The sequence below is a fragment of the Psychrobacillus sp. genome, assembly GCF_032154225.1.
Lineage (GTDB): Bacteria > Bacillota > Bacilli > Bacillales_A > Planococcaceae > Psychrobacillus.
In genome coordinates this window covers 193,574-218,533 of the sequence record NZ_JALDYF010000003.1, presented here as the reverse complement: position 1 = coordinate 218,533, position 24,960 = coordinate 193,574, and the positions used below count along the sequence as shown (strand labels likewise).

Genomic DNA, 24,960 nt, shown 5'->3' with positions numbered 1-24,960 from the left:
ATGATGTTAGAAAGGTTTTTATATATGTTATTAAAAAATAATAAGCAAAGAGTGCTTGGTCTTGTAATTGCCATTTTTTTATTATTAATTTTAATGTGTTTAAGCATTGTTTATGGATATACAAACACAACATGGAAGATGGTATTAGAAGCTTTTCAAAATAATAATGGTTCGAATGAGCATATAGTTATCGAAACAGTGAGATTGCCTCGTGCTTTAATAGCAGCGGCGGTCGGAAGTAGTCTAGCTATTTCAGGAGTGTTAATGCAAACACTTACGAAAAACCCTCTTGCATCACCTGGAATTTTTGGAGTAAACGCTGGAGCTGGATTTGCGGTCGTTGTAGCAGTTACTCTTTTCTCAGTAGGAAATCTTCAAGCGTTTACATGGATTTCCTTTTTCGGAGCAGCTGTAGCAGCGATAAGTGTATATGTAATAGGTTCCTCAGGAAGAGAAGGACTTACACCCATGAAGTTAACCTTAGCAGGAGCTGCAATTTCTGCAATGTTTGCTTCTTTTACTCAAGGTTTTTTAGTGATAAATGAAGCAGCTTTTGAGCAAGTGTTATTTTGGCTAGCAGGTTCTGTTGAAGGACGGAAAATAGAGATTTTAGTTACTGTTTTACCGTATTTAATCATTGGTTGGGTAGGATCCCTTATCGTCGCTTCTAAGATGAATGTTTTATCCATGGGCGAAGATGTTGCGAAGGGATTAGGATTAAATACTGGAATTTTAAAAATAATAGTTGCAATCATCGTCATTTTTTTAGCTGGGGGTTCTGTTGCAATCGCAGGTCCTATTGGATTTATTGGCATTGTTATTCCTCATATAACGAGATCTATCGTTGGCATCGATCATCGTTGGCTCATACCTTTTGCAGGAATTTTAGGTGGTATACTTTTGCTCGCAGCGGATATTGTGGCAAGGTATGTTATTATGCCGCAGGAAGTTCCTGTTGGCGTGATGACTGCTATTATAGGAACTCCATTCTTCATTTACATTGCAAGAAAGGGGTTTAATGCTCGATGAATCAATATAAGAATTTTAGAATGATGAAAGGAAAAGTGTCCTTTCTTTTAGATAAAAGAGCAACGGTTGTATTAATGGTCTTGATGCTAGTAGCAGGAGCAGTCTTCGTTTTGAGTACAGGAATGGGTGATATGAAGTTAAGCCCACTGAAAGTTTTACAAGTACTATTTGGTGGTGGGACAGATATGGAAAGACTTGTTGTCCAATCTTTCCGCCTTCCAAGAATTATTGTTGCACTGATGGTAGGAATGGCATTAGCAGTTGCTGGTGGTATTCTTCAAGGAATGATTCGAAATCCTCTAGCTTCACCTGATGTTCTTGGAATTACAGGAGGAGCATCGGTCGCTGTTGTAAGTTTTCTAGCTTATTTTAGTGATAGCAACCATTCTTTGACTGTGAGTATAAAATGGATGCCTCTCGCTGCTTTTTCTGGAGCAGTAATTGTTGGATTACTTGTGTACTTTTTAGCATGGAAAAGTGGAGTATCTCCGATAAGGATTATATTAATAGGTATTGGAATTTCCGCTCTTACGCAGGCTTTAACGACCATGCTAATGATCATGGGACCTATTTATAAAGCGAGCCAGGCTAATATTTGGATTACAGGTACTGTATATGGGTCGAGTTGGAGTAATGTAGCGATATTAGTACCTTGGACAGTGACTTTTATTTTGATCGCGTTTTTCATGGTCAAGAGTATTAATATTCTAGAGCTTGGAGATGAAGTTGCAACAGGTGTTGGGGGAAAAATTCAACGTCAGCGTTTTTTCTTATTATTGATTAGTACAGCTCTTGTTGGGGGTTCTGTAGCATTCGCCGGAGGAATTGGATTTGTAGGTTTAATGGCTCCTCATATGGCGAGAAGACTTGTAGGTTCTTCATTTGGAGCATTATTACCTGTTTCTGCATTTATCGGCGCGATCTTAGTTATGTTAGCTGATTTAATCGGTAGAACATTATTTTCTCCATTAGAAATACCAGCAGGTGTATTTACAGCTGGAATAGGTGCTCCTTACTTTATTTATTTATTATTTAAAACTCGCAGTCGCTAATTAGTTGCTATTCATTTTTGATAAAAGGAGCGAATGAAATGGTTCAAACGATCGAAACACAAGCCTTAACTCTTTCATATGGGGACAGCATTATAATAAAAGAATTAGACCTTCAAATTCCTAAAGGGGAAATTACAGTTTTTATCGGTGGAAACGGATGTGGAAAATCCACGCTTCTTCGTTCTATTGCTAGACTGTTAAAACCGAAATCAGGAGCAGTGTTGTTGGAGGGGAAAGCAATTTCCAAAATGTCTACAAAAGATGTTGCAAAACAAATGTCAATTCTTCCTCAATCGCCTGTTGCACCGGAAGGTCTAACAGTTCTTCAGCTAGTGAAGCAAGGTAGATACCCTTATCAAACGTGGTTAAAACAGTGGACAGAGGAAGACGAAGAAAAAGTAATGAAGGCTTTAAAGGCAACAGCTATTGAAGATTTAAAAGATCGCCCAGTAGATACATTGTCGGGGGGACAGCGCCAAAGAGTTTGGATAGCCATGACTTTAGCGCAAGATACAGATATTATTCTTTTAGATGAACCAACAACGTATTTGGATATGACACATCAAATCGAAATTCTCGATTTACTTTATGATTTAAACGAAAAAGAGCAGCGAACGATTGTGATGGTGTTACATGATATAAACTTAGCATGTCGATATGCAGACAATATTGTAGCGATAAAAGATCAAAAAGTTTATGCTCAAGGAAAACCAGAGCATATTATTAGCTGTCCATTAGTGAAAAATGTGTTTGGAATGGATTGTCAGATTACAGCGGATCCATTGTTTGGAACGCCCCTTTGTATCCCTTTTGGGAAAGGACGTTGCATTTTAAAGGAAGTTGGAGTGTAGGTGGAATCGAAGTTAGATAAACTCCGCGAACTGCGTTTGACTATGGAAAAAGTGGATTCGTCCCTTTCTGTGAAGATGAAAGAAATATTATCGGAACATGCAATGAAAGCTTATTTAAAGTTGCTTGGTGAACATTTAGATGCTTCTAACGCTAAAGTGACTGCATCTATTTTTATGAAACGGTATGCATTTTTACCAGTTATTTATTTGTATGCCATGACCGCGTGGAATGAAAAACTAGATGTATCCTACGGTAACATATCGTTAGAAACGAAAGATGATGAAAAATTGTGGTTACCGGGTATCCGATTCAATCATTTGGATACGAAGGAATTCGAGTTAGATAGGGATAAGTGGAGAATTGAGTGTATAGAGACTTTATTCAATGATCATATATCTCCATTAATAGAACGTCTTTATTACACTACAAAAGTGTCGAAGCTTATTTTATGGGAGAATATTGCGGTATATCTTTTTTGGTTATACGAAGCAGTTTTTATGGGAGAGGATATTCCGAAAGAGATTCAGCATCGTGCAAAGGAAGATTTTCAGTTTATCATTTTTCAGGCTTCAGGTACTATGTTTGGGAACTATGTTGAGAACCCGATCACAAGGTATTATAACGAGCGACTATATGTCGAGAAGTTAGGTAAAGAAATTCGGAAAAGAGACACTTGCTGCTATTCGCATTTAACTAATATGAAGAAGCGTTGTGCAACATGTCCATTAATTTCAAAAGAAAAAAGGGTCAAGTAGACGGCAAGACGTGTCTACTCGCCCCTTTTTATTTCATTATAAAGGATTTTCACATAAGGAGAACGAATAATGTAAAGCAAGTGGATGGAGGAGAATAGGGTTGAAAACAATTGGACTAATAGGTGGAATGAGTTGGGAGTCTTCCCTTGAATATTATCGAATTATTAATGAGGAAACGAAAAATAGATTAGGAGGACTTCACTCTGCAAAGTGTATTTTATATAGTGTTGATTTTGCGGAAGTAGAACGGTATCAAGCTGATGGTGATTGGGAAAGTGCGGGGCATTTATTGGCAACTGTTGCACAGTCTTTAGAAAAAGCTGGAGCAGAATTTATCGTCATTTGTACAAATACAATGCATAAAGTAAGTGAATATATGGAAGAAAAAATTACTATACCTATTTTACATATCGCCGATACAACAGCTTATCAAATTCAGCAATCTAAGATTAGCACAATTGGGCTTCTAGGAACGAAATATACGATGGAGCAAGACTTTTATAAGTCCCGCATTAAATCGAAAGGAATCAAAGTATTGGTTCCTAGTGAAGAAGATAGAGAAATAGTGAATAGAATAATCTATGATGAACTGTGTTTAGGAACTATTCAACAAGCTTCAAGGGAAGCATACAAGCAAATTATTGAGCGATTAATAGAAAATGGTGCTGAAGGGATCATATTGGGCTGTACAGAAATTGGTCTTCTCGTGAAACAAGAAGATTCGAAGGTTCCCTTATTTGATACAACCGTTATACATGCACAAGAAGCTGTCAATAAAGCGCTAGAATAGAAACGGAATAACACTCGTTTTCGACTTGCTTTACGTCCTCATTCGTACTTTACGTATAGTGCGTCTTAGTAAATAGCCCACATGCCTTCGGGCTTGCCGCACCTTGCATGAGCCAACTTGTGCTGTGCCCAAGTGGGTCTCATACTCGGTTCATGCGGACCGACGCGTTGTAAATCTCTATCTATATAGGTTAGTAATCATGGGGCTTCACGATAAAATGTGATGATCCATTTTCTATTTTTCAATGCTTTTACATTTATTTTCCCAGCTGTCACTCTACGTTTTAGTTGGAATTTTAGCGCATTTATTTGGAAAAAATTTCGATAGAGAGATAGCCTGAAAGAGTTCGACTCTGTAGAGCAAATCCCTGCCGATACTACTAAATTGAATAGAATGGTTAATCAACTACCGCAACGAAAAACGCGTGATGCCGCAATGGTAAATGTGGTGACAATTGTGCTATCTTTACGATGTGAGAATAGTGTACTAGAGAAGTAGGGGATAGCATGGTAAATATAGAGTCAAAAGAAATACGTTTGTCGATGGAAAGTATTATTAAAGAAACAATTCAGCAACAAGATTTACAGCGTTTACTTTTAAGTTTTGTGCAGCATAAAGTGGAGGATCATTATCCTTTTGGGGTGTTATGCGTCTTTCATTATGAGCAGTTTGCACCTTCATTTGATAAAGAAATTTATCAAGTTGCCGCTGCGATTGAACTACTCATTCTATCATTTGATATATTAGATGATATAGAAGATGGTGACGTTATTGATAAGCCGTGGTCTAGTCACCCAGCGTTATCGTTAAATGCTTCTACTGCATTGCTGTTTCTATGTACGAGTGCAATCAGCCAAACGGAGTTTTCGTATAAAGAGCAAGCGATAGCTATTATGGAAAAGTATGCATTAAACGCTATTCAAGGGCAGCATAAGGACCTATTAAACATTTGTCAAAATGAAAATGATTATATGAACATGATGCAAGAAAAATCGGGTTCGTTAGTATGCTTGGCTTGTTCTGTAGGCTCGGTCATTGCAAATGGGGATGTATTGCCAGAAATAGAAAGCTACTCAAAGTGGATGGGTGTAGTTGGGCAAATTAATAATGATATTATGGATTTGAAGAGTTGGCATGAAAAAAATGATATGATGAATAAAAAGTATTCATTGCCTATCATTTACTTGCTTGAATATGACGATGAAGAACTGAAATTTATGACCGACTATTATGCAGGCGGCATGAGCAAAGAAGTTTTTCTAAGCTATCAAGACATCATCCAGCAAAAGCTAGTCGATACGGATGCGATTAAGTATGCATTAGTCATAAGAAATGTACTGCGTAACAAAATAATGGATGAGTTACAAAGGCTATCTTATACAGAAAACCAAATACAGTTTTTACAACAATATATGAAATGAGGAATAGCACATGTTAAAAACAATTCAACTCTTAAATAAACAACCACAATTATTAAAGCTTTTGAAAGAAGAGAAAGTATGCTTAGTTGGAGTAAGTGAAAGTGAAACAAAATCTATCTTAGAAACATACTCAAAAGACGCATCGGAACTTGGAGTTTACTGGAACTAATTTACTAAAATAAAACAAAAAAGATGGTTGAAAATATGCGACTCCCAGACAAAAAAATACTCCTACCAATAGTAGCTTTGCTGCTATTTATTTCGTATGTGTCCTATATCACGATTCAGTCCCCATTAGTAGGTTTTTCAGTAAAGGAAGAGGGCGGAAAGTGGATTGTAGATGAAGTTTTTGAAAATGGATGGGCATACAATCAAAATATTCATGTAGATGATATTATTGTAGAAATTGATGGGGAGTATTCTGGTGAAAATCGCGAAATTATCAAAACACAGTTGATTAGAACTGCAAAGTCACTTACTTTATTAGATGGAAATGGGCAAGAGAAACATTATATCGTTTCCTATCAGACAGAGATCGGTCAGCTTGTTTCCCATTTTTTCCTACCTATCGCTTATACTATTCTTACTATTTATGTTTCACTTTATTTGTATCGAAAACAAAAGCATGATGTATCAGTCATCGTGCTCATCCAGTTTCTATTATGTATTGCATTAGCGTATGGCAGTGCTGGAGCATCAAGCCGTGGGGATTTAATCGCTAGGTTTGTCAACGCCGTTACGTTTACTGGATGCTTAGTATTATACATACGTTTTTTAAATATCTTTTTAAAACGATTTCAAGTTTCTTTTATAAAGGAATCTCACTTATGGAAGCTTTACATGTTAATTGTATTAATTTTAGTTGAAAATGTAGTGCTTTTCTTTATACCAGCATTAAGTAATATCCAAACGATCACTGAATTGGGCGTATTTAGCTTATTGTTAATTGTTATTATTACGTTATTAATTAAAAATTATTCAAAATACATGAATCAACCAGGTAGTCAGGCAATCAAATTGCTCGTTCTAATATTTGCATTAGCTTTTAGTCCATTTACTTTATTGTATGCAGTGCCTTCGATTCTTTTTAATCAGTATTTTTTAAATGCTGAAATTGCCGTCATATTTTTACTGTTGATCCCAATTGGTTTTATTTATTTACAGTTAGCAGAGAAGTTATTTGATATTGACTATATCATTGGCCGGTTAAAGTATTATACAATGCTAGCATTTCCTTTTTCGGTACTTTTGGCTGGCGGGATTAACCTTATATTAAATAATGATCTATTTTCAATTCCATTTGGAACTACACTAATCTGGACTTTCGTAAGCAGTATTTTATTTTTATATTGGAAAGAATGGATTGATTATAAAAGTCGAAAGTATTTATTTTCTTCCAAGGGTGATTTACAAACGAATTTATATACGTTCTTTCATAAGACACAAGAGGAAAATAAAGTGCAAGGTATTGTCGCTCGTATTTTAAGTGAGATGGAAGAAAATTTAGAGATACAGCAAGCAATTTTTATCCAGCTTGAGCAAGATGAAGAAACCCGCAATTGGCGTGTGCATACTGCTTCATCCGAGATATTCATCGATTCAATGGAACTCGAAAAAGTAAAATGGGAGTCTCAGACGATTGGAACATTAATATTCTTTCCAAAAGGATTCGCAGTTGTCATAGGTAGTGAAGTAGGAATGAGGCAAATTATTTTATGTGACGAAAAGAAATCTGGGACGAACTTGAATGTGGAAGAGAAAATTTGGATTGAAATGATGGCATACTTTTCAAGTATTGTTTTGGAAAATATGAAGTTGATTGAAGGATTAGTCGTTCAAATTAGCAATCTGAAATTACAAGAAACGAATCAGCATCCAACTTGGCTATCAAGATTACTATTTACAATTTCTGAAAAAGAGAGAGCTAGTTTATCTAATGACTTGCACGATTCAATTTTGCAGGAGCAACTACAGCTTTTACGAGAAATTGAAGACTTAGAAAGAATGGCTGACTCTACAACTTTAAAAGATAAACTAAATGTTATTAAGGAGCAAATGCTTGATAATGTGCATTTAATACGGGAAACGTGTATGGAACTAAGACCACCGCTTTTGAATGAACAAGGTTTAATGGAATCTTTGTACCAATTGATTCGTCAAACAAAACTACGGAGCAGCTTTCTTCTTCATACTTCTTTAGATGAAAAGATTAAGATGAATAAGGAAAAAGAGCTTATTCTTTATCGTATTGTGCAAGAATTGTTTAATAATGCGATGAAACATTCTAATGCCAGATCGGTTAACTTAAAGTTATATCAATCGGATGAGTCCATTCATTTAATATACGAAGACGATGGGGATGGCTTTGAGATAAATGATGAAGGATATTCGTTTAGCTCAATGGGGCTAGTTGGTATAAAAGAACGAATTAGAAGTATACAAGGGGATATAGATATTGTTTCTTCATTAGGGCAAGGGTTGAAAGTAACGATAGATGTTGGAATGGAAGGTGATTTAAAGTGATTGAAGTGTTAATTGTTGATGATCATCCTTCAGTGAGCGAAGGAACCAAGGCGATTATTAATCAAGAGCTAGATATGAATGTAACGGTAATAACGGATAGTAAAACTGTTATGGGGCATTTAGAAAATGCGGATTATGATGTGTATTTAATCGATTTGTATATGCCGGAGCCGAATGGTTTAGAACTTTTGCAGATGATACGTCAGAAGGATCCAGATTCCATCATTGTCATTTATACAGGGTTTGATATAGAAGTTCATTACGATTTGTTAATTGAAGCAAGAGTGTCTGGATTTTTGAGCAAAACAGCAACGAGCGAACAGATCATTACAACGATTCGTTGTGCGCTGAGAGAAGAAGTAGTTGTTCCGTTGTCCCTGTTACAGCAATTGAAGCGTGTGGATGTAGTAAAGAGTCAATTAGGAGAGGAATTTCCATTGGTGAATCTTCGTTTGACGGAAAAGGAACAGTTGATTTTAAGAAAAGTTGAAAAAGGGTATACGAATAAGTTAATTGCGAATGAGTTGTCTATGAGCCAACGAACCGTAGAGCATCATTTAACGAAGATTTTTTCAAAGTTAGGTGTAGAGTCGAGGATGGAAGCTTTTTTGAAAGCGAAGGAATTTGGACTTTTGCAAGTTGAACGAATAAATAATGAACACTTTAGCTGAGCAAAGATGACTCCTTATAAAAGGGAGTCATTTTTTTTTGAAGAAAGTATATAAAAATGTTCCATGAACACAGGGTTTACATTATAAAAAGGGAAGGAAGAAAGTATAGGAATGAATGGAGTGGATTTCGTTACAAGCAGACGATTACCACGGGCGTTGCCTCAGCCTCCTCGGTCGCTAGCGGCTCTACTGCGTGGTTTTCGACTAAAGCTTATCCCGTTGGTATCGCCGCTTTTCACTACATCCATCCTGCTTATAGGAATGTATTCATGTTCCTTCTACTTAAGCTAAAAGGAAGAGAAAAAAGTTCATCAACACTTCTAGTTAGAAATAGACCGACAATTTTCATACGATGTAATTTTGCCATCTCCTCTTCACTTTATAGCTAAATGTAGTGGTGTCCCTTTATAAAATCCTTCAAAGAGCTGCCAAAATTGTATCTTTGGCGGCCTTCAAATGATATAGAATGAGACTTGCTTCTCCTATTCCCAAAAGTACCAAACTACGTGGCACTGAAGTTTCTGGCGAGCGGAAGGCGAACAGTTGCTATACGATGACCGACGAAAAAGCTTGTTGGAAGCGGCGCAGCCACTTCCAACAAGCTTTCTAAATTTTACCGTTCATCGTATAGCCCAATGGGAAGCCTAGAGCGAGCCGGAAACTGCGTCACTAAGATGTTTTTGCTTTAAGGGACCGGGCGTCATTTTGCCCGTTTTTTTCTTAGAAAGAAATAAAAGCGTACCGCAATAGTTTTTGCGGAAAATACGACTCTATTTTACGGTGACAAAATAAGGAATATTTGAGAGGATGTATACTAGGTGGATTAGAATTTAACAACGAGGATAATATTTTAGGAGGGCTATCATGAGATTAATACTTTTTACTTTAAGTTTGTTTTCTATGGCATTTATAACCTTTCGATTATTATTTATGTTTATGCCCCTACCGACAGATGGAGACCCAGTACAATTGCTAACATTTACGACTATTATTGCATTTATGTATTTTTTATATTGGTTTACGATTAAATACTTTTTTATACCTCGTTCTGAAGAAAAAGTGAAATATGTTGGAATGGCAATTGGAGTACATTTTTTAGCTTTTATGCTCTGTTGTTTATAAAGAAAGATCAGACTTTAAAAGCCTGACCTTATTGTTTACGATATTAACTTTAACCCGACAGCAGCACTTAGTACCATTGTAATGAAAACAATTCTTTTCCAGTCTTTTGATTCGCCGAAAAATATCATACCTACTAAGGCTCCTCCTGATGCGCCGATACCTGTCCAAATTGCATAAGCTGTTCCCATAGGTAATGTTTTCATAGCGAAGGAAAGAAAGAACAGGCTGAGCCCAAATCCAAGTACTAAGAAAACGATTGCTTTCCAGTTATGATCTTTATGCCATTTGTTCATCATGGCAACTCCAAAAACTTCTAATAATCCCGCGATAATTAATGCTACCCAAGCCATTAGTTTACCTCCTCTTCTTGACTAGAATCATTTGTTACTAATTTCAATCCAATAACCCCAGCTAATAAAAGAGATATTAATAATATTTTTGCTACACTAATTGGTTCACCAAAGAAAAGAACATCTGCCAAAACAGTTCCAGCAGTTCCTAAACCAACAAAAACAGCATAAACAGTTCCGACTGGTAAATTTTTACCTGCAATTAGTAATAAATAAAAAGTGAAGACAATGGCGATAATTGTTCCAATCCAACTCCACCAATTATCCGAATGCTTTAAACCAATAACCCAAAATATTTCAAAAAATGCAGCAACAAATACAATAATCCAATGTTTGTTCAACTATTTTCCACTCCTCTAAAAAATTTGATTGAAAATAAAAAAGCCTAAGGAACGACATATATACAGTCATCTCCCAGGCTTTTATCCTTCCGTGACACAGCAATAGCTGTGAGATTCCTCTCGGACCAGACCAACAAGTAGTTGCGGAACCCTAGAAATCATTCGTTTATATAGTTAATGCAAATTATACTGTATAAATCATAATTTTTCAAGAAAGACCAAGTATAAACATGGCTAGCGCCATATCTCAAAATATGGTAAGATTCATCTTATTTGAAAAATGAATTGTTAAAGAAGGTAGATATATGGACGCTGCTAATGGGAAAAAAGGTTTAGGGGAAAAGTTAAGTTTGTTTTCTTTAACTTGGCCTATTTTTTTAGAAGTATTTTTGTTTATGATGATGGGTATTGCTGATACGTTCATGCTTAGTGCATTATCAGATGATGCTGTGTCAGGAGTTGGAGCAGCAAATCAGTATATCCATATTGCGATTTTAATATTAGAAGTAGTTGGGAACGGTGCAGCAATAGTCGTGTCTCAATATTTAGGCTCTAAGCGATATGTGGAAGCGTCGAAGATTTCCGGTTTAGCGGTGACGTTGAATTTAGGAGTCGGTATTTTATTAAGTATTGGGTTTTTATTGTTTTCTAAAAGCATGATGGTTGCGATGAATTTGCAAGGAGAAGTGCTCGTTCATGCGCACCAATATTTAACGATTGTAGGGGGAGGTATTTTCCTACAGGCGGTTATTAATGCGTTAGCCGCAATTATTCGTGTGCATGGATATACAAAGGAGACGATGTTCGTTTCTTTGGGAATGAATATTATTCACGTTGTCGGAAACTATGTATTAATCTTCGGTAAGTTTGGATTTCCGGAATTAGGCGTACAGGGTGCAGCGATTTCTTCTGTTCTTAGTCGACTTGTTGCAGTTCTATTTTTCTTTTGGCTATTGTATCGAGTAATGGAATACCGAGTAAAAGTGAAATATTATTTTACGATTTCCAAGGAATATATTCGTAAAATTATGCAGATTGGTCTCCCATCTGCGTTTGAACAAATTTTGTATCAAGGTTGTCAAATTGTGTTCTTGTACTATGTTACATATTTAGGAGCAGAGTCGTTAGCGGCAAGGCAATATGCAGTAAATATTTCGATGTTTACGTATTTATTTGCGATTGCTATTGGAATGGGAACTGCAATTATTGTAGGTAGATTCGTTGGGGCAAATGAAAAAGATGAAGCGTATCGATCTGTTTGGTCGAGTGTGAAATGGGCATTATTATTTACAGTAGTAATGGTTACCATCGTAATCATTTTCCGAGTGCCGCTTATTAGCTTATTTACAGATAATGAACAAGTTATTAAAATAGGTGCTTCTGTATTAGTGTTAAGTTTTATATTAGAAACTGGTCGAACGATGAATATTGTTATTATTAACTCTTTACGTGCAGCAGGGGATGCAAGATTTCCAGTAGCAATTGGTGCATTATCCATGGTGATGATGAGTTTGCCCCTTGGGTATTTGTTAGTGTTTGTGCTGGATATGGGGCTCCCGGGTATTTGGCTGGCAATTGCGGCCGATGAGTGGACGAGAGCGATTATCATGTATTTCAGATGGAAGGGCAGAAGATGGGAGAAATTTGCGCTCGTACATCCTGCTGATAGAAAAGAAGGAACAAATGAAAGCTAGACGCGATATGCGTCTAGCTTTTCTTGTGTTAGAAATTCAATTTTTTTAATTGCTCAACAGCTTGTCTCAATATTTCTACATCTTGCACAAGTGCAATTCGTACAAACCCTGCGCCTTCTGAGCCGAATACAGTACCGGGTACCATAACCACTCCTGTTTGAGCGATAACTTCAAAAACAAATTTCTTATCATTTAAGTCATAAGGATATTTTGCCCATACAAACATGCCACCATTGGACGGAGCGACTGTCCAACCAATAGCGGTCAAACCTTGCATTAGCACTCGATGGCGTTCTGCAAAAGTTTTACGTAGACGATCTGTAATTTTTTCAGCGTTATTTAACGAAGCAATTGCAGCCTCTTGAATAGGTCCAAAAATGCCGTAGTCCAAATTGGATTTTAGCTGTTTCATGATACTTATCATTTCAGCATTTCCTACAATATAAGCAATGCGCGCGCCTGCTAAGCTAAAGCTTTTAGATAGTGAGTTGATTTCCATACCAACTTCCATTGCTCCAGGAGTGGTGAGGAAACTACTTGGTGAATCCCCTGAAAAGTAAAACTCTGAATAGGCAGCGTCATGTAAAATAATGACATTGTATTTATTGGCAAATGCAACTACTCTTTCGAAAAACGTTATATTTGGCATTGCTGGAACAGGGTTTCCTGGTAAGTTTAAAATCATTAGTTTTGCTTTATAAGCAACTTCTTCTGGAATTGCATCTAGGTTAGGTAAAAAATTGTTTTCTTCTACTAGTGACATATAGTAGGGAACAGCACCTGCTAGTTTAATACCAGCATCATATGCAACGTAGCCAGGGTTGGTTGTGAGTACGATATCACCTTCATTACAAAATGCTAAAGGAAGATGGACGAGTCCTTCTTGTGAGCCCAATGTTTGAATTACTTCTGTTTCTGGGTTTAATATGACGCCGGTTCGACGTTTGTAATAGTCCGCTACAGCTTCATAAAAACGCATTGTTCCAGTAAGTGTATATCCATATGTATTGGCTAAAAAACTTTGTTCTGATAAAACACGTCTTGCTTTTTCATCTGGTGGAAGATCAGGGCTACCTAAGCTTAAATCATATAGCTCATAGCCTTCTGCTTTTTTAGCCGCAGCAGCAGCTTTTAAATCACCGAAAATAGCAGGTTCAAATATAGACATTTTTTTAGATGGCTCGATATTCAATTAAAAGCACTCCTTGCGTATAAAATAATTTTATTTTTTATAATAACACAAGTCGCGTTAGTAGTGAGAAAAATGTGAATATATTATTGTATGTTTTTCCTTTTTTTGAAAAAGTCTATATTCATAATGAACAAGCTTACAATCATTAATGGTAATCCGATTGCAATTCCAAGATGGAACGGTTCTTGTAAAAAGAAAATGCCTAATGCAATGGTGATGAAGGGAACGATAAACGTAACCATTAATGCCAGGAGAGGTCCTCCTGTTGAAACGATTTGATAGAAAATAACATAGCCGAGACCAGAGCTTAAACATCCTAGAACGAGAAGGGATAAGAATATTTCCCATGAACCAATGTGAATAAAAGCTTGTGGTTCGATTATGATACTCATAATTCCATTAATCACAGCTGATATGAGAAGCGTCCAAAAGCCTAATAGTACAGCAGGGATATTCGTATAATATTTTTTAACCCAAATGGAATTTAAAGCGTAGCACATCGTAACTGCGAACATAAGCAGCGCATGGAAAATTGAAAACTGACTACCAGTTGCTTGCCCTGAAAAAATCATCAAAATAGTTACAGCTACAAAGCCAATGATTAAACTTGCTGTTTGGTTCCACAGAGGTTTTGCTTTCAAAATAATAATAGAAAATAACAAAGCGAATAGAGGAGTTGTCGCATTTAATATTCCTGTCAGGCCTGTATCAAGCCCTTGCAGAGAAAACGCCATGATATTCCATGGGATTGCAGCTGCTAAAGCTAAAACGAATAGAAAAAAAGGACGAATTTCCAGCTTTATCCGATTTTTTTTCAAAAATAAAAAAGGTACTAGTACAACTAACCCGAACAAACAGCGGAAAAAAACAATAGTCGGGGGAGCAAAAACCGCTAACAGCTCTTTTGTCCAAAGAAATGAAGACCCCCATAGTAAGCTAAGGATGATTAAATAGACATAAGACTTCATTGCTTATTCATCTGAAAGGCTGTAGGAATAGCTGGCTGTGCACTCATTTGTGTAACAACATATTCAGAAACTCTTGAAGCGTATTCAATGCTTTCCTTCAACGAATTTCCTTGGCATAATGCTACTGCTAGTGCGCCGTTAAATGCATCACCAGCGCCTGTCGTATCTTTCACATCTACTTTACTTACTTGTACATGACCATGCTCACTATCATTCATGTAGAAAGCACCCTTTTCACCTAAAGTAACAACAACTGCTTTTACTCCTTTACTAAGTAAGGAGGAGCACGCTTGTATCAATTCTTCTTCTGTATTTGTTTTCATCCCAGTTAGTACTTCCAACTCGGTTTCATTTGGTGTTAAAATAGAAACTTTGCTTAATAGCGAATCGCTTATTGCTTGAGCAGGAGCAGGATTTAAAATAATTTGTACCTCTTTTTGACCAGCGATATTTGCAGCGAATTCCACTGCTTGCATTGGAATTTCTAATTGTAAAAGAAGAACCTTACTCGTTTCGATTTTTTCTTTATAATCTTGTATTTGTTCCGTTGTTACAAGGAAGTTAGCACCTGGAAATAAAACAATTGAATTCTCACCTGAATTAGAAAGTTGGATAATTGCTTGACCAGTCATCCCAACTTGCTGTATAGCTTCTGTATTAACGCCTTTATTTTGCAAGTTTTGCTTTATTTGATCTCCAAAACTATCGGCTCCGACATTTCCTATAAAGTGTACATTTGCACCTAATTGTCCTGCAGTGACAGCTTGGTTTGCCCCTTTTCCTCCGAAAAACAACTCATGTTTTGTACTGTGTAATGTTTCACCTGGTTTAACAATATGGGGAACTTGGTAGACAAGATCCATATTGGTACTTCCAACGATTGCTATTTTCATGAATTGTACCGCTCCTTTCACTTCTTTTGTTGTGCTACAATTGCTTGAATTAATTGATCTTTTGATAAAATTCCAGATGGGAAACTAAGTAACTTCGCCATTTGAGCAACAGCCGGTGGTTTTAACATACTTTGCTCCAAAACTTCCGTATTATAAAAAATATGTTGTGCACTGTCATCTGAAACTAATTGACGATTTGCCATTACGATAATTCGTTCAAAATAATCCGTTACAAATTCCATGTCATGCGTGATTGTCACAACTGATTTTTGTTTTTCGGATAGTACTTGAAGTAAGTTACCTAATACTTCTAATCCTATTTTATCTTGTCCAGCAGTAGGTTCATCCAAAATAATAATATCCGAATCCATTGCAAGAACAGAGGCGATTGTGACGAATTTTCGTACCGAGTAAGGGAGATTATATGGGTTTTCATTCGCAAAATTAGCAATTCCACATAATTCCATTGCCCAATTTGTAAGTTGATCTACTCGCTCTGGATCGAAGCCCATGTTTTTTGGACCAAAACGCACTTCAGATTCTACATCATTATGAAAAATTTGATCATCTGGATTTTGAAAAACATAACCTACTTTTCTCGAGATTTTTGCAGTTGTATAGTCTTTCGTATCTAACTCTCCAACGAGTACAGTACCTTCTGTAGGCTTAAGTAAACCATTCATTAGTTTAACAGCGGTTGTTTTCCCAGCTCCATTTTGTCCCACAATGGCAACACGTTCTCCAGCTGTAATCGATAATGTAAGGTTTTCAAGCGCTTTTGTTCCATCTGGATAGGAGAAGCTTACATTATTTAAACGAAGTTCAGTCATGTGTAACCCCTCCAGTCATATTTAATGCATCGGCTAATTCTTCATCACGAATCGGCAGGAAGGAAAGAGGTATGCCGGATTTTTGTAATTGAAGCGCAATGTCCGTCACATGTGGATATTGAATCTGATATTGTTCGAATGCTGGATTAGCAAACACCTCTCTAACAGGACCTTGCATAACTAATTGTCCCTCGTGCATAACAAGTAAATTATCTGCATACTCCGCGATTAAATCCATTTTGTGTTCAACTAAAATAATAGTTTTTCCACGTTCTTTCATTAATCGAATAATATCAAATATATGCTCCGTACCGATTGGATCTAGTTGTGAAGTTGGCTCATCAATAACTAAAATCTCTGGGTCCATTACGATAATAGATGCTAATGCAACGCGCTGTCTTTGTCCACCTGAAAGTTCAAAAGGATTTTTTTCGCGCAAATGCTCGATTTTTACAAGCTTTAACACTTCTTCTACACGTACTTTAATCTCTTCGACAGGAACTCCAAGATTTTCTAAACCGTATGCTACTTCTTCAAAGACATTGTCTTTTACTCCCGAAACTTGAATGAAAGGATTTTGGAATACATAGCCGACTTTCTCTCCGAGTTGTCCAAGTTGATAATCTTTCATGTTCGTTTGGTCAACAATAACATCGCCTTCTAAATCACCTTTGTAAAAGTGCGGAACAAAGCCGCGAATTGTATTACATAATGTTGTTTTTCCCGAACCATTATTTCCGATAATCGCAGTGAATTTTCCTTTTTCAATCGAAAATGAAACATTTTTCAAAGCGAAATCATCACTGACAGGATAACGATACGATACATTTTTCAAATCAATCATAGTTGTCATAAGAAAACCCTCCATACTAATAGAGCTACGAAAATAATTACATACATAATTGGTAGTACACGATCTGCCGAGCTTTTCGTAAGTTTATGTAAGCTCGTCTTTTTAACCGGTGCAGAAAATGCACGAGATTCTAAAGTAATGGCACGTTCCTCCGTACCCGCAATAGAGGATAGAATAAGAGGCGTTAATGTTGGTATGAAAGCTTTCGCTCGAATAAATAAAGAACCTTCTGTTTCGACACCACGTGTTTTTTGCGCTTCCATTATTGTATTTGCTTGGCGCTTCATTTCTGGAATAATTTGTAGCGTCGATAACACAACATAAGCCCCCATTGGTGGTAAACCTTTGTCTTCTAACGACTTAACAAAATCGCGAACTTCAGTCATGCGGAAAAATAGGATAAAAGCAGAACCTATCGCAAGAATTCGAGAGGTTAATATAAGTCCATAATTTAATCCTTCTTGTTTTATAGAGAATACTTTCCAACTCCAAAGTACATGCTCTCCTGGGTAGAAAAACATTTGCATTATAAAAACGATGATTAGCACGCTTAGCAGCGCTTTTAATACAATATTGAGAAACTCTTTTGCTACACCTGCAAATATTGCAACAAGCACTAGAACAGGGAACATAGCAAATGCAAATAAGTGCCCAGGAACTACAAGTACAATTGCTAAAATGAAAAGAGAGAAATAGAATTTAGTCATTGGATGAAGTTGAAGTAGAGCGTTCTTTTTCATAATAAATTTGCCTCCTTAAATAAATAATCTCTTCTCGCTCAACCGATCGAACGAGAAGAGTATAAATTATTTTTTATTCGTTCGTTTCATGTATAAATGACCGTAGTTCATCTTAGATAAATAGCGATCCGACATTTTTCTAACAACAAAGAATACGATTAATACAGAAACAACTTTATCTGCTATCTCAGTAATAAAAGTAGACGAAAATACTGCAGACCATAGCTCTTGACCTGAAGCTAGGAATGTTGCTGTAATAAGAGAAGAAGTATTTCCTGTTGCTCCTCCAAATACAAGAACAGTAATTGGAGCAGAAACGATTACTGCGATAAACGTAATAATAACACCGGATATAATTGATTTTGGTACTGTTTTAAAGAATCCAGATTTAGAAAGATAACCAGTTCCAACCCCGATTGCTATTGATGTTAATGCATAAGGCAAGTACACAGGGTTAAAAATGGCATTGATCAAATTAGTAATAAGTCCAGCAAGCAGTGCAACCCAAGGACCTGCAATTACCCCAACTAAAATTGTTCCTATTGTGTCTAAGAAAATTGGTAAACGAAGTACATTGGCTAATTGAAATCCTACCAAGTTAATAGCTACTGCAATAGGAATAAGTAACATTGCCATCATATTAAAATCATCTTTAAAACTACGTTTCATATTTATTCTCCCCCTTATCGTTTTTAGCCGATGTGACGGCTCATTACTTTCACGGCATCCATAAATTGTTCAACGAATTTCTCTCTGTGAACAGTGTGTAATACTTTTACATTATGCGGAAGCCCAGTGCGTTGTTCATAGTCGACAACAGTTGTTCCAGCAGTATATTTTCCTTCTATTTCGATTGCAACGTAGCAGTCGTCCCCTTCAAATAATTCTGGTGTTAAAACATAGGACACGGCACATAAATCATGTAAACGAATACGATTTTCGAATTCTGGACTATGGAATGCAGTTTGCTTAGCGGCATGTACATAAAAACGAAGCATAGCCGCTACTTTATGTGCAAAATCAGAGCCAATTGCTTCAATGCGATCTAGTTCCTCTAATGTAACGTATGCTTTATGTGTTACATCAAGCCCACTCATTACAATTGGAATACCAGATTGGAAAACAATTTCTGCTGCATGTGGATCAACATATACATTAAATTCTGCAGTAGGTGACATATTCCCACCAACAGCTGCGCCACCCATGTAAGAGATATATTTAATCTTTGATTTTACTTCGGGATGAGCCAATAATAGTGCCCCAATGTTTGTAAGTGGACCTGTTGCAATAAGAACAATTTGTTCTTCGCTAGCTATTAAAGTCTCTTTCATCGCTTCGATTGCAGTTCGATTACTTAATTGGATAGTTGGTTCTGGAAATTGTACATCCCCAAGTCCATTGTCACCATGCACTTCAGCTGCAATTTCAAGTTTGCGGAAGAAAGGAGCATCCAATCCTCTAGCAATCTCAATATCTTGCTTCATATAGCTAGTGAAAGCTAATGCATTGTGTATCGTTTTTGCTTGGGTTTGGTTACCTGGTTCTGTTGTAATTAGTTTAATGTCCAGCTCAGGATGTGCAAAAGCAAGTGTTAATGCCATTACATCATCTATACCAGGATCACAGTCGATTATTACTGGAATTGTCATGTGTCTACACCTCAGTTGATTTTTTTTGTGCTTTCTCGAACGACTAGAGTAGGTTCAAAAATTACTCCTTCAGAAGGTTTATGTTCGATTTCATTTATGAGTAATTCGATTGCTTTTCTTCCCATTTCATAAGTGTTTTGTCTAATTGTCGTCAGTTTTGGGATTAAAGCAGTAATTAAAGGAATATCGTCAAAACCAATAATGGATAGTTGCTCAGGTATTTGAATACCTATTTCATGGGCTGCTTGATAAATACCACAGGCCATTAAATCATTACAAGCAAATATTGCGGTTACCGTATTATTCGGTAGAAATTCTCTTGCTATCCGATGCGCAGTATCCATTTGGAAGTCACCAGTTAATATGAATGATTCCGGTAGTTCGATAGAGGCTTCCTTTAATGCTCGTTGGAAGCCGGCAAGCCTTTTTTGTGAGTTATTAATATTAGTTGGTCCGGTTAGACAAGCAATTTGTGTATGACCAAGTTGTATTAAATGTTGACCAGCAAGATATCCACCTTTTTCATTATCAAGAAAAACGCCAGGATGTTGATTACTTTCTTCGCCCCGATCAAATATGATGAAAGGAGTCTTGCTTTCTTGTAATTGTATTTTGCTAGTTTGGGATAATTGGTCTTTACTTGAAAGTAAAATTCCATCCACTTGTTGTTCTTTTAATAGACGCAAGTAATTTTCTTCTTTTTCAGATTGGTCGTCTGAATTACAAATGATTAAACTATAATTGCTTTTATTTGCTTCGTCTTCAGCTCCGCGACAAAGTTCGGGAAAGAAAGGGTTAGAGATGTTTGGGACGATTAATCCAAGCATTTTGGACCGTTTCGTTACTAGACTGCGTGCTAATTGATTTGGCTGATAGTTAACTTTTTCTATGACACGAAGAACTTTCTCACGCGTTTCTTTAGACATGCCTTCTTCTTTTTTGTTTAACACGCGTGAAACGGTGGTAATTGAAACACCTGCCTCTCTAGCGATATCTTTAATCGTTACCTTCTCCATAAGATCACCTATTCTTTATGTTAGAGAAAACGTTTTACGAAAACGTTTTCTCTAATTAGTATTTAGAATATTGGAAACGCTTTCTTTTGTCAATACGTATTTATGGATTATTAGTGAATTAATTTTATATTTTTGTTCGTTTTCTAGATGAAGTGGGTCATATTAGCTTCCAACAGCGGAAATCCTTGCCGAAACCTCTAAGACGCACTTTATCTTGAAAACGAAAGGAGTCTTCTATTTTTTAGCTAGGTAAAAAGAGAAGAAATATGATATGATAAAATTAGTAACTGGTACTAATAATAGGTACAGTATAGACGGATAATAATTGGAGGTTCATATGAAAGATTTAATTAAACTAAAAGATAAAAATGTGGTTGTTATGGGCGTAGCGAATGAGCGTAGTCTTGCATGGGGAGTAGCCAAATCTCTATTTGAAGTAGGAGCAAACGTCATCTTCACTTATCGTAAGGAGCGTTCGCTAGGGAAGATTGAAAAACTATTAGCAGATAATAATTTAGAAGCTAAATTAGTCGTTGAATGCGATGTAAATAGCGACGAGAGTATGAAAATTGCATTTGAAGCAATCGGAAATGAAGTCGGAGTGATCCACGGATTAGTACACTCTGTTGCGTTTGCACATGCAGAGGATTTAAAGAATGGTTTTATTAATACTTCAAGAGAAGGCTATGCATTTGCGCAAGATACTAGTGCCTATTCATTAATTGCTGCAGCAAGAGAGGCGGCACCGTTCATGACGGAAGGCGGCTCAATTGTCACAATGACTTATTTAGGAGCAGAGCGTGTATTAGATGGATACAATGTGATGGGAGTAGCAAAAGCATCGCTTGAAGCATCTGTGAAATATTTGGCATTAGATTTAGGAAAAAATAATATCCGAGTGAATGCTATTTCTGCTGGAGCAGTACGTACGTTAGCGGCGAAAGGAATTTCTTCATTCAATACGATTTTGCGTAAAATTGAAGAAACAGCACCACTAAAACGAAACGTAACGCAAGAAGAAGTGGGAGACATGACGGTAGCTCTTTTAGGTAAATTATCAAGTGGGGTAACTGGGGAAATCGTGTATGTAGACGCTGGATATAATATTATGGGATAACAATAAAGAAAACCGGATGAGGGGGTCTTCATCCGGTTTTCTTATGGCTAGATATAAAACGTATAATCCTCTGGAAGTACTCGCTTTAAAAATTTCTTCGTGCGTTCTTCTTTTGGTCTAACGAATATCTCATGTGGTGTGCCTTCTTCTACTACAACGCCGCCGTCCATGAAAATAACTCGTTTCGCAACGTCTTTTGCGAAAGACATTTCATGTGTTACGACAAGCATCGTTGTACCTTCGTTCGCTATGTTTTTCATGACTTCCAATACTTCCCCTACTAGCTCAGGATCTAAGGCAGAAGTCGGCTCGTCAAATAAAATAATGTCTGGGTTTAATGCTACAGCTCGAGCAATTCCAACTCGTTGCTGCTGACCACCCGATAACTGACTTGGATAAGAATCATATTTATCGGATAATCCGACCTTTTCGAGTGCTTTTTTGCCAATTTCAATTGCTTCCGCCTTTGGTATTTTTCGACCAACGATTAAGCCTTCTATTACATTTTCCAAAGCTGTTTTATTATTAAATAAATTATAGTTTTGAAACACGAAAGCTGTTTTTTGACGGATGCTATGAATATCTTTTTTTGATGCAGCATGCAAGTCTACGTGTAAATCGCCAAAAGAAGCATTTCCGCTATCGGCTTTTTCTAAAAAGTTGATGCAGCGTAATAGCGTTGTTTTGCCGGAGCCACTAGGGCCAAGAATAACTACTACGTCTCCTTTATCAATCGTCAAATCAACGCCTTTTAGTATTTCATTTTTCCCGAAAGATTTATGGATATTTTTAATTTTTAACATACTGACATCCTCCTCATGCTGCAATATATTTGTATTTTCGCAGTCGTTTTTCATACAGCTTGAACCCATATTCCACGACACTACATAAGATAATGTAGACAAGGAAAATATCGATATATGCTTCTACGTAGTTGTAGCCTACATTTGCAGCGACTTTTGCTTTTAACGTGATTTCGGGTAAAGACATGGCATAACCTAAAGATGTTGCTTTGATTAGATTCACCGTCGCCGTGCAAATATTAGGTAACGCTACTACTAGAGCTTGAGGGATAACAATTCGTCGGTATGCTTGGAAATTGGATAATCCAATAGATTGCGCAGCCTCCAACTGTCCTTTATTTACCGTGTTTAGCGCAGATCGGAACACTTCGATCAAAATGGCAGTTGTGCTAAATGAAAAGACGATAAAAGCATACCAAATAGGATTCACATCATACACATTGATGTTCATATTGTACTTTTCGAACAGTGAAGAGAGGATTAACGGAATGCTCGCATACACGATAAAAATTTGAATAATAATAGGTGTTCCTCGTACAAATGATACGTATACTTGTGAAAATCGATTGAGTACAGGTACTTGATTAATCCGTGTTAATGCCAATAAAAACCCGAGAGGTAGTGCGATGAGCATAGATACAATGGTAACGAACAATGCAATCGGCACACCAGATAATGCAATGAAAAATGTATCAAATAAAAACGTATAATTTAAACCTTCCGCCATCTTTTTCACCTCTTACGTAGCGTTAATTGATTGTTTACCTTTACTAAATATTTTCTCAAGCTTAGAAAAGCCTTTCTCTATTACGATGGATAATGTCCAGTAAATTACGGCTAATGAGATAAATATCTCTAGTGCATGCGTATTATAATTTGCTGCAATGATTAAGTTTGCTTTTCCAACAACATCGATCAGCCCTATTGTATAAGCTAGAGAACCTTCTTGTAGCAGTGCAATCATGCCATTTCCAAAGTTAGGGAGTGCTACAACAAGTGCTTGTGGAAAAATAATGCGTCGATATGCTTGAAAAGGGCTCAAACCAACACTAACAGCCGCTTCAAATTGACCTTTTTCGATAGATTCATAGGCCGAACGAATAACTTCAGACATAATGGCTGCGAATTGTAGTGTAAATGTAATGACTACAAATACAGCCGTATTCAAATTATGCAAATTCAAGCCGATATTTTCCGCTAACGCAGGCAGCCCGTAATAGACTAAAAATAGCAGGACGATGGATGGGGTACACCTTAAAATCGTCGTATAAAAGTTTGCTAGCCTTTGAGCTACTTTGCTCTTGGAGAGCTTCATGGCAGCAAGAACAAAACCAAAAAATATCCCAAAGATAATCGATAATCCTGCAACTAAGAAAGTGACTTTCAAAAATGGAAGTAGTGCTGGAAATGAATTCCATATATAGGACACATCAAAGTATTTATCCATATTAACGTTCTACATTTTCTAGCACTTCAAATAGATCACGACCATAAAATTCATTGCTAAGCTCATTTGTTTTCTTTTCTTCTTGTAATTGTTTAATCGCTTTGTCATATGCGTCTGCAAAAGCCTGCTCTTTTTTATTGAATAATGGCCATGTCTTTATAACTGCGAATTCATTGTAAACAACTTCATCTTTTATGTTGTAGTAAGGTCCATCTTCAGCGAGCACTTGTTTTTGAAATGGTCCTTCGATAATTACCCCACCGTCAACGCGTCCTTCATTGACCCATTGCACAACATCCACTGAAAATGCATCTCCAGCCTGCAGTTTTACTAGATTGTCTGGGTTTTCTTTATTGTACTCGTCGATAATTGTATACTGAGCATTGTTTGCGGCAATAGGTGCAAGAGAGAAGTCAGCAGACGCGAAATCAGCGAGTGATTTAATATGTGCATTTTCTTTTTTCAACACAAGACCAGCGCTACTTAAACCAAGAAATTCTTTAGGGAAGATAAATTTTTCCGTACGTTCTTGTGTCCAAAATGCATTTTTCACGCCCACTTGGTATTTGCCTTGCTCCACGCCGATCAATAAATCATCACTTGTTGTTCCAACATATTCAAACTCATATTCAGGCAATAGCTCATCTACTAATTTCATGACCTCTACGTCATAACCAGTAGGATTTCCTTTTTCATCTACCCAAGAGATTGGTTTAGAAGCTTGATCGTATGCCACTTTTACTTTTTGTGCTTTATCCTCAGAGGGGCTAGAAGCCTCACTTGAATTACAAGCTGCTAAAATTGAAATTGTCGCTAAGCCTAATACTGCTAGTTTTAAATGTTTTTTCATCG

At 36.7% G+C, this 24,960-nt stretch carries 27 protein-coding genes and 1 riboswitch; of the genes, 12 read left to right on the top strand and 15 right to left on the bottom strand.

Going from position 1 to position 24,960, the window contains the following annotated elements; genetic code table 11:
* Nucleotides 1-24 precede the first annotated feature (24 nt).
* From RUH95_RS06800 to RUH95_RS06755, 10 genes are all read left to right on the top strand, one after another.
* Nucleotides 25-1,029, top strand: a complete 1,005-nt coding sequence (locus RUH95_RS06800; RefSeq protein ID WP_313892086.1) for a FecCD family ABC transporter permease — start codon at nucleotides 25-27, stop codon at nucleotides 1,027-1,029.
* Nucleotides 1,026-2,081, top strand: coding sequence for a FecCD family ABC transporter permease (locus RUH95_RS06795; RefSeq protein WP_313892085.1), 1,056 nt, complete (start codon nucleotides 1,026-1,028; stop codon nucleotides 2,079-2,081). The genes RUH95_RS06800 and RUH95_RS06795 overlap by 4 nt, the downstream gene beginning before the upstream one ends.
* A 38-nt stretch (nucleotides 2,082-2,119) precedes the next feature.
* The gene (locus RUH95_RS06790) at nucleotides 2,120-2,932 is read left to right on the top strand and encodes an ABC transporter ATP-binding protein (protein WP_313892084.1); all 813 of its coding nucleotides are present in this window, start codon (nucleotides 2,120-2,122) and stop codon (nucleotides 2,930-2,932) included.
* Nucleotides 2,933-3,688: an IucA/IucC family C-terminal-domain containing protein gene (locus RUH95_RS06785; protein WP_313892083.1), complete on the top strand. Its 756-nt coding sequence runs from the start codon at nucleotides 2,933-2,935 to the stop codon at nucleotides 3,686-3,688.
* Nucleotides 3,689-3,788: 100 nt separating this feature from the next.
* On the top strand, nucleotides 3,789-4,478 hold the full coding sequence (locus RUH95_RS06780; protein WP_313892082.1) for an aspartate/glutamate racemase family protein: 690 nt from the start codon (nucleotides 3,789-3,791) through the stop codon (nucleotides 4,476-4,478).
* 506 nt (nucleotides 4,479-4,984) lie between these two features.
* Nucleotides 4,985-5,899, top strand: coding sequence for a polyprenyl synthetase family protein (locus RUH95_RS06775; protein WP_313892081.1), 915 nt, complete (start codon nucleotides 4,985-4,987; stop codon nucleotides 5,897-5,899).
* Nucleotides 5,900-5,909: 10 nt separating this feature from the next.
* Nucleotides 5,910-6,068 carry a competence pheromone ComX gene (comX, locus tag RUH95_RS06770; protein ID WP_313892080.1) on the top strand — a complete coding sequence of 53 codons (159 nt, stop codon included), beginning with the start codon at nucleotides 5,910-5,912 and terminating at the stop codon, nucleotides 6,066-6,068.
* A 35-nt stretch (nucleotides 6,069-6,103) separates the two neighbouring features.
* Nucleotides 6,104-8,422, top strand: coding sequence for a sensor histidine kinase (locus RUH95_RS06765; protein WP_313892079.1), 2,319 nt, complete (start codon nucleotides 6,104-6,106; stop codon nucleotides 8,420-8,422).
* Entirely contained in the window at nucleotides 8,419-9,093 is a 675-nt protein-coding gene (locus tag RUH95_RS06760; protein ID WP_313892078.1) for a response regulator transcription factor, read from the top strand. Before RUH95_RS06765 ends, RUH95_RS06760 begins: the two co-directional genes overlap by 4 nt.
* Nucleotides 9,094-9,957: 864 nt before the next feature.
* Nucleotides 9,958-10,215, top strand: coding sequence for a hypothetical protein (locus RUH95_RS06755; RefSeq protein ID WP_313892077.1), 258 nt, complete (start codon nucleotides 9,958-9,960; stop codon nucleotides 10,213-10,215).
* A gap of 35 nt (nucleotides 10,216-10,250) precedes the next feature.
* Here RUH95_RS06755 and RUH95_RS06750 read toward each other — a convergent pair whose 3' ends face one another.
* Together RUH95_RS06750 and RUH95_RS06745 are read right to left on the bottom strand one after the other, a co-directional pair.
* Entirely contained in the window at nucleotides 10,251-10,565 is a 315-nt protein-coding gene (locus RUH95_RS06750; RefSeq protein WP_313892076.1) for a DMT family transporter, read from the bottom strand.
* Nucleotides 10,565-10,906 (bottom strand): DMT family transporter, encoded by a 342-nt coding sequence (locus tag RUH95_RS06745; RefSeq protein ID WP_313892075.1) that lies wholly within the window; start codon nucleotides 10,904-10,906, stop codon nucleotides 10,565-10,567. The genes RUH95_RS06750 and RUH95_RS06745 overlap by 1 nt, the downstream gene beginning before the upstream one ends.
* Nucleotides 10,907-10,974: 68 nt before the next feature.
* Nucleotides 10,975-11,072, bottom strand: a riboswitch (guanidine-I (ykkC/yxkD leader).
* A 139-nt stretch (nucleotides 11,073-11,211) separates the two neighbouring features.
* Between RUH95_RS06745 and RUH95_RS06740 the strand changes: the two genes are divergently transcribed.
* Nucleotides 11,212-12,600 carry an MATE family efflux transporter gene (locus tag RUH95_RS06740; protein ID WP_313892074.1) on the top strand — a complete coding sequence of 463 codons (1,389 nt, stop codon included), beginning with the start codon at nucleotides 11,212-11,214 and terminating at the stop codon, nucleotides 12,598-12,600.
* 28 nt (nucleotides 12,601-12,628) lie between these two features.
* Here the strand turns inward: RUH95_RS06740 and RUH95_RS06735 are convergent, their stop codons facing one another.
* The 9 genes from RUH95_RS06735 to RUH95_RS06695 all read right to left on the bottom strand — a co-directional run bounded on the left by RUH95_RS06735 (nucleotide 12,629) and on the right by RUH95_RS06695 (nucleotide 20,741).
* Nucleotides 12,629-13,792 (bottom strand): aminotransferase class I/II-fold pyridoxal phosphate-dependent enzyme, encoded by a 1,164-nt coding sequence (locus RUH95_RS06735; protein WP_483880130.1) that lies wholly within the window; start codon nucleotides 13,790-13,792, stop codon nucleotides 12,629-12,631.
* 83 nt (nucleotides 13,793-13,875) lie between these two features.
* On the bottom strand, nucleotides 13,876-14,760 hold the full coding sequence (locus RUH95_RS06730; protein ID WP_313892073.1) for a DMT family transporter: 885 nt from the start codon (nucleotides 14,758-14,760) through the stop codon (nucleotides 13,876-13,878).
* The gene (gene rbsK / locus RUH95_RS06725) at nucleotides 14,757-15,653 is read right to left on the bottom strand and encodes a ribokinase (protein ID WP_313892071.1); all 897 of its coding nucleotides are present in this window, start codon (nucleotides 15,651-15,653) and stop codon (nucleotides 14,757-14,759) included. Before rbsK ends, RUH95_RS06730 begins: the two co-directional genes overlap by 4 nt.
* 17 nt (nucleotides 15,654-15,670) lie before the next feature.
* Nucleotides 15,671-16,483: an energy-coupling factor ABC transporter ATP-binding protein gene (locus RUH95_RS06720; protein WP_313892070.1), complete on the bottom strand. Its 813-nt coding sequence runs from the start codon at nucleotides 16,481-16,483 to the stop codon at nucleotides 15,671-15,673.
* Nucleotides 16,476-17,336 carry an energy-coupling factor ABC transporter ATP-binding protein gene (locus tag RUH95_RS06715; protein WP_313892069.1) on the bottom strand — a complete coding sequence of 287 codons (861 nt, stop codon included), beginning with the start codon at nucleotides 17,334-17,336 and terminating at the stop codon, nucleotides 16,476-16,478. The genes RUH95_RS06720 and RUH95_RS06715 overlap by 8 nt, the downstream gene beginning before the upstream one ends.
* On the bottom strand, nucleotides 17,333-18,076 hold the full coding sequence (locus RUH95_RS06710) for an energy-coupling factor transporter transmembrane component T (RefSeq protein WP_313892068.1): 744 nt from the start codon (nucleotides 18,074-18,076) through the stop codon (nucleotides 17,333-17,335). Before RUH95_RS06710 ends, RUH95_RS06715 begins: the two co-directional genes overlap by 4 nt.
* Before the next feature lie 66 nt (nucleotides 18,077-18,142).
* Nucleotides 18,143-18,745 (bottom strand): ECF transporter S component, encoded by a 603-nt coding sequence (locus RUH95_RS06705; RefSeq protein WP_313892067.1) that lies wholly within the window; start codon nucleotides 18,743-18,745, stop codon nucleotides 18,143-18,145.
* A 23-nt stretch (nucleotides 18,746-18,768) separates the two neighbouring features.
* Entirely contained in the window at nucleotides 18,769-19,725 is a 957-nt protein-coding gene (locus tag RUH95_RS06700) for a nucleoside hydrolase (RefSeq protein ID WP_313892066.1), read from the bottom strand.
* Nucleotides 19,726-19,736: 11 nt separating this feature from the next.
* Entirely contained in the window at nucleotides 19,737-20,741 is a 1,005-nt protein-coding gene (locus RUH95_RS06695; RefSeq protein ID WP_313892065.1) for a LacI family DNA-binding transcriptional regulator, read from the bottom strand.
* Nucleotides 20,742-21,078: 337 nt separating this feature from the next.
* Between RUH95_RS06695 and fabI the strand changes: the two genes are divergently transcribed.
* Nucleotides 21,079-21,858 carry an enoyl-ACP reductase FabI gene (fabI, locus tag RUH95_RS06690; protein WP_313892064.1) on the top strand — a complete coding sequence of 260 codons (780 nt, stop codon included), beginning with the start codon at nucleotides 21,079-21,081 and terminating at the stop codon, nucleotides 21,856-21,858.
* Between the two features lie 47 nt (nucleotides 21,859-21,905).
* Here fabI and RUH95_RS06685 read toward each other — a convergent pair whose 3' ends face one another.
* The 4 genes from RUH95_RS06685 to RUH95_RS06670 are packed head-to-tail and all read right to left on the bottom strand — an operon-like array spanning nucleotide 21,906 to nucleotide 24,958.
* A complete protein-coding gene (locus RUH95_RS06685; RefSeq protein WP_313892063.1) occupies nucleotides 21,906-22,661 on the bottom strand; it encodes an amino acid ABC transporter ATP-binding protein in 756 nt (251 codons plus the stop codon).
* A gap of 13 nt (nucleotides 22,662-22,674) precedes the next feature.
* Complete coding sequence (locus RUH95_RS06680; protein ID WP_313892062.1) at nucleotides 22,675-23,388, bottom strand: amino acid ABC transporter permease; 714 nt, start codon at nucleotides 23,386-23,388, stop codon at nucleotides 22,675-22,677.
* Nucleotides 23,389-23,400: 12 nt separating this feature from the next.
* Nucleotides 23,401-24,108, bottom strand: a complete 708-nt coding sequence (locus tag RUH95_RS06675) for an amino acid ABC transporter permease (protein WP_313892061.1) — start codon at nucleotides 24,106-24,108, stop codon at nucleotides 23,401-23,403.
* Between the two features lies 1 nt (nucleotide 24,109).
* Nucleotides 24,110-24,958, bottom strand: coding sequence for a transporter substrate-binding domain-containing protein (locus RUH95_RS06670; protein ID WP_313892060.1), 849 nt, complete (start codon nucleotides 24,956-24,958; stop codon nucleotides 24,110-24,112).
* Nucleotides 24,959-24,960 lie beyond the last annotated feature (2 nt).

What these genes read in the sequence shown, in the direction of transcription:
- RUH95_RS06800 (WP_313892086.1), top strand. Translation starts at nt 25, where the DNA reads ATGTTATTAAAAAATAATAAGCAAAGAGTGCTTGGTCTTGTAATTGCC.
- RUH95_RS06795 (WP_313892085.1), top strand. Translation starts at nt 1,026, where the DNA reads ATGAATCAATATAAGAATTTTAGAATGATGAAAGGAAAAGTGTCCTTT.
- RUH95_RS06790 (WP_313892084.1), top strand. Translation starts at nt 2,120, where the DNA reads ATGGTTCAAACGATCGAAACACAAGCCTTAACTCTTTCATATGGGGAC.
- RUH95_RS06775 (WP_313892081.1), top strand. Translation starts at nt 4,985, where the DNA reads ATGGTAAATATAGAGTCAAAAGAAATACGTTTGTCGATGGAAAGTATT.
- comX (WP_313892080.1), top strand. Translation starts at nt 5,910, where the DNA reads ATGTTAAAAACAATTCAACTCTTAAATAAACAACCACAATTATTAAAG.
- RUH95_RS06765 (WP_313892079.1), top strand. Translation starts at nt 6,104, where the DNA reads ATGCGACTCCCAGACAAAAAAATACTCCTACCAATAGTAGCTTTGCTG.
- RUH95_RS06755 (WP_313892077.1), top strand. Translation starts at nt 9,958, where the DNA reads ATGAGATTAATACTTTTTACTTTAAGTTTGTTTTCTATGGCATTTATA.
- RUH95_RS06750 (WP_313892076.1), bottom strand. Translation starts at nt 10,565, where the DNA reads ATGGCTTGGGTAGCATTAATTATCGCGGGATTATTAGAAGTTTTTGGA.
- RUH95_RS06740 (WP_313892074.1), top strand. Translation starts at nt 11,212, where the DNA reads ATGGACGCTGCTAATGGGAAAAAAGGTTTAGGGGAAAAGTTAAGTTTG.
- RUH95_RS06730 (WP_313892073.1), bottom strand. Translation starts at nt 14,760, where the DNA reads ATGAAGTCTTATGTCTATTTAATCATCCTTAGCTTACTATGGGGGTCT.
- rbsK (WP_313892071.1), bottom strand. Translation starts at nt 15,653, where the DNA reads ATGAAAATAGCAATCGTTGGAAGTACCAATATGGATCTTGTCTACCAA.
- RUH95_RS06720 (WP_313892070.1), bottom strand. Translation starts at nt 16,483, where the DNA reads ATGACTGAACTTCGTTTAAATAATGTAAGCTTCTCCTATCCAGATGGA.
- RUH95_RS06715 (WP_313892069.1), bottom strand. Translation starts at nt 17,336, where the DNA reads ATGACAACTATGATTGATTTGAAAAATGTATCGTATCGTTATCCTGTC.
- RUH95_RS06710 (WP_313892068.1), bottom strand. Translation starts at nt 18,076, where the DNA reads ATGAAAAAGAACGCTCTACTTCAACTTCATCCAATGACTAAATTCTAT.
- RUH95_RS06705 (WP_313892067.1), bottom strand. Translation starts at nt 18,745, where the DNA reads ATGAAACGTAGTTTTAAAGATGATTTTAATATGATGGCAATGTTACTT.
- RUH95_RS06700 (WP_313892066.1), bottom strand. Translation starts at nt 19,725, where the DNA reads ATGACAATTCCAGTAATAATCGACTGTGATCCTGGTATAGATGATGTA.
- RUH95_RS06695 (WP_313892065.1), bottom strand. Translation starts at nt 20,741, where the DNA reads ATGGAGAAGGTAACGATTAAAGATATCGCTAGAGAGGCAGGTGTTTCA.
- fabI (WP_313892064.1), top strand. Translation starts at nt 21,079, where the DNA reads ATGAAAGATTTAATTAAACTAAAAGATAAAAATGTGGTTGTTATGGGC.
- RUH95_RS06685 (WP_313892063.1), bottom strand. Translation starts at nt 22,661, where the DNA reads ATGTTAAAAATTAAAAATATCCATAAATCTTTCGGGAAAAATGAAATA.
- RUH95_RS06680 (WP_313892062.1), bottom strand. Translation starts at nt 23,388, where the DNA reads ATGGCGGAAGGTTTAAATTATACGTTTTTATTTGATACATTTTTCATT.
- RUH95_RS06675 (WP_313892061.1), bottom strand. Translation starts at nt 24,108, where the DNA reads ATGGATAAATACTTTGATGTGTCCTATATATGGAATTCATTTCCAGCA.
- RUH95_RS06670 (WP_313892060.1), bottom strand. Translation starts at nt 24,958, where the DNA reads ATGAAAAAACATTTAAAACTAGCAGTATTAGGCTTAGCGACAATTTCA.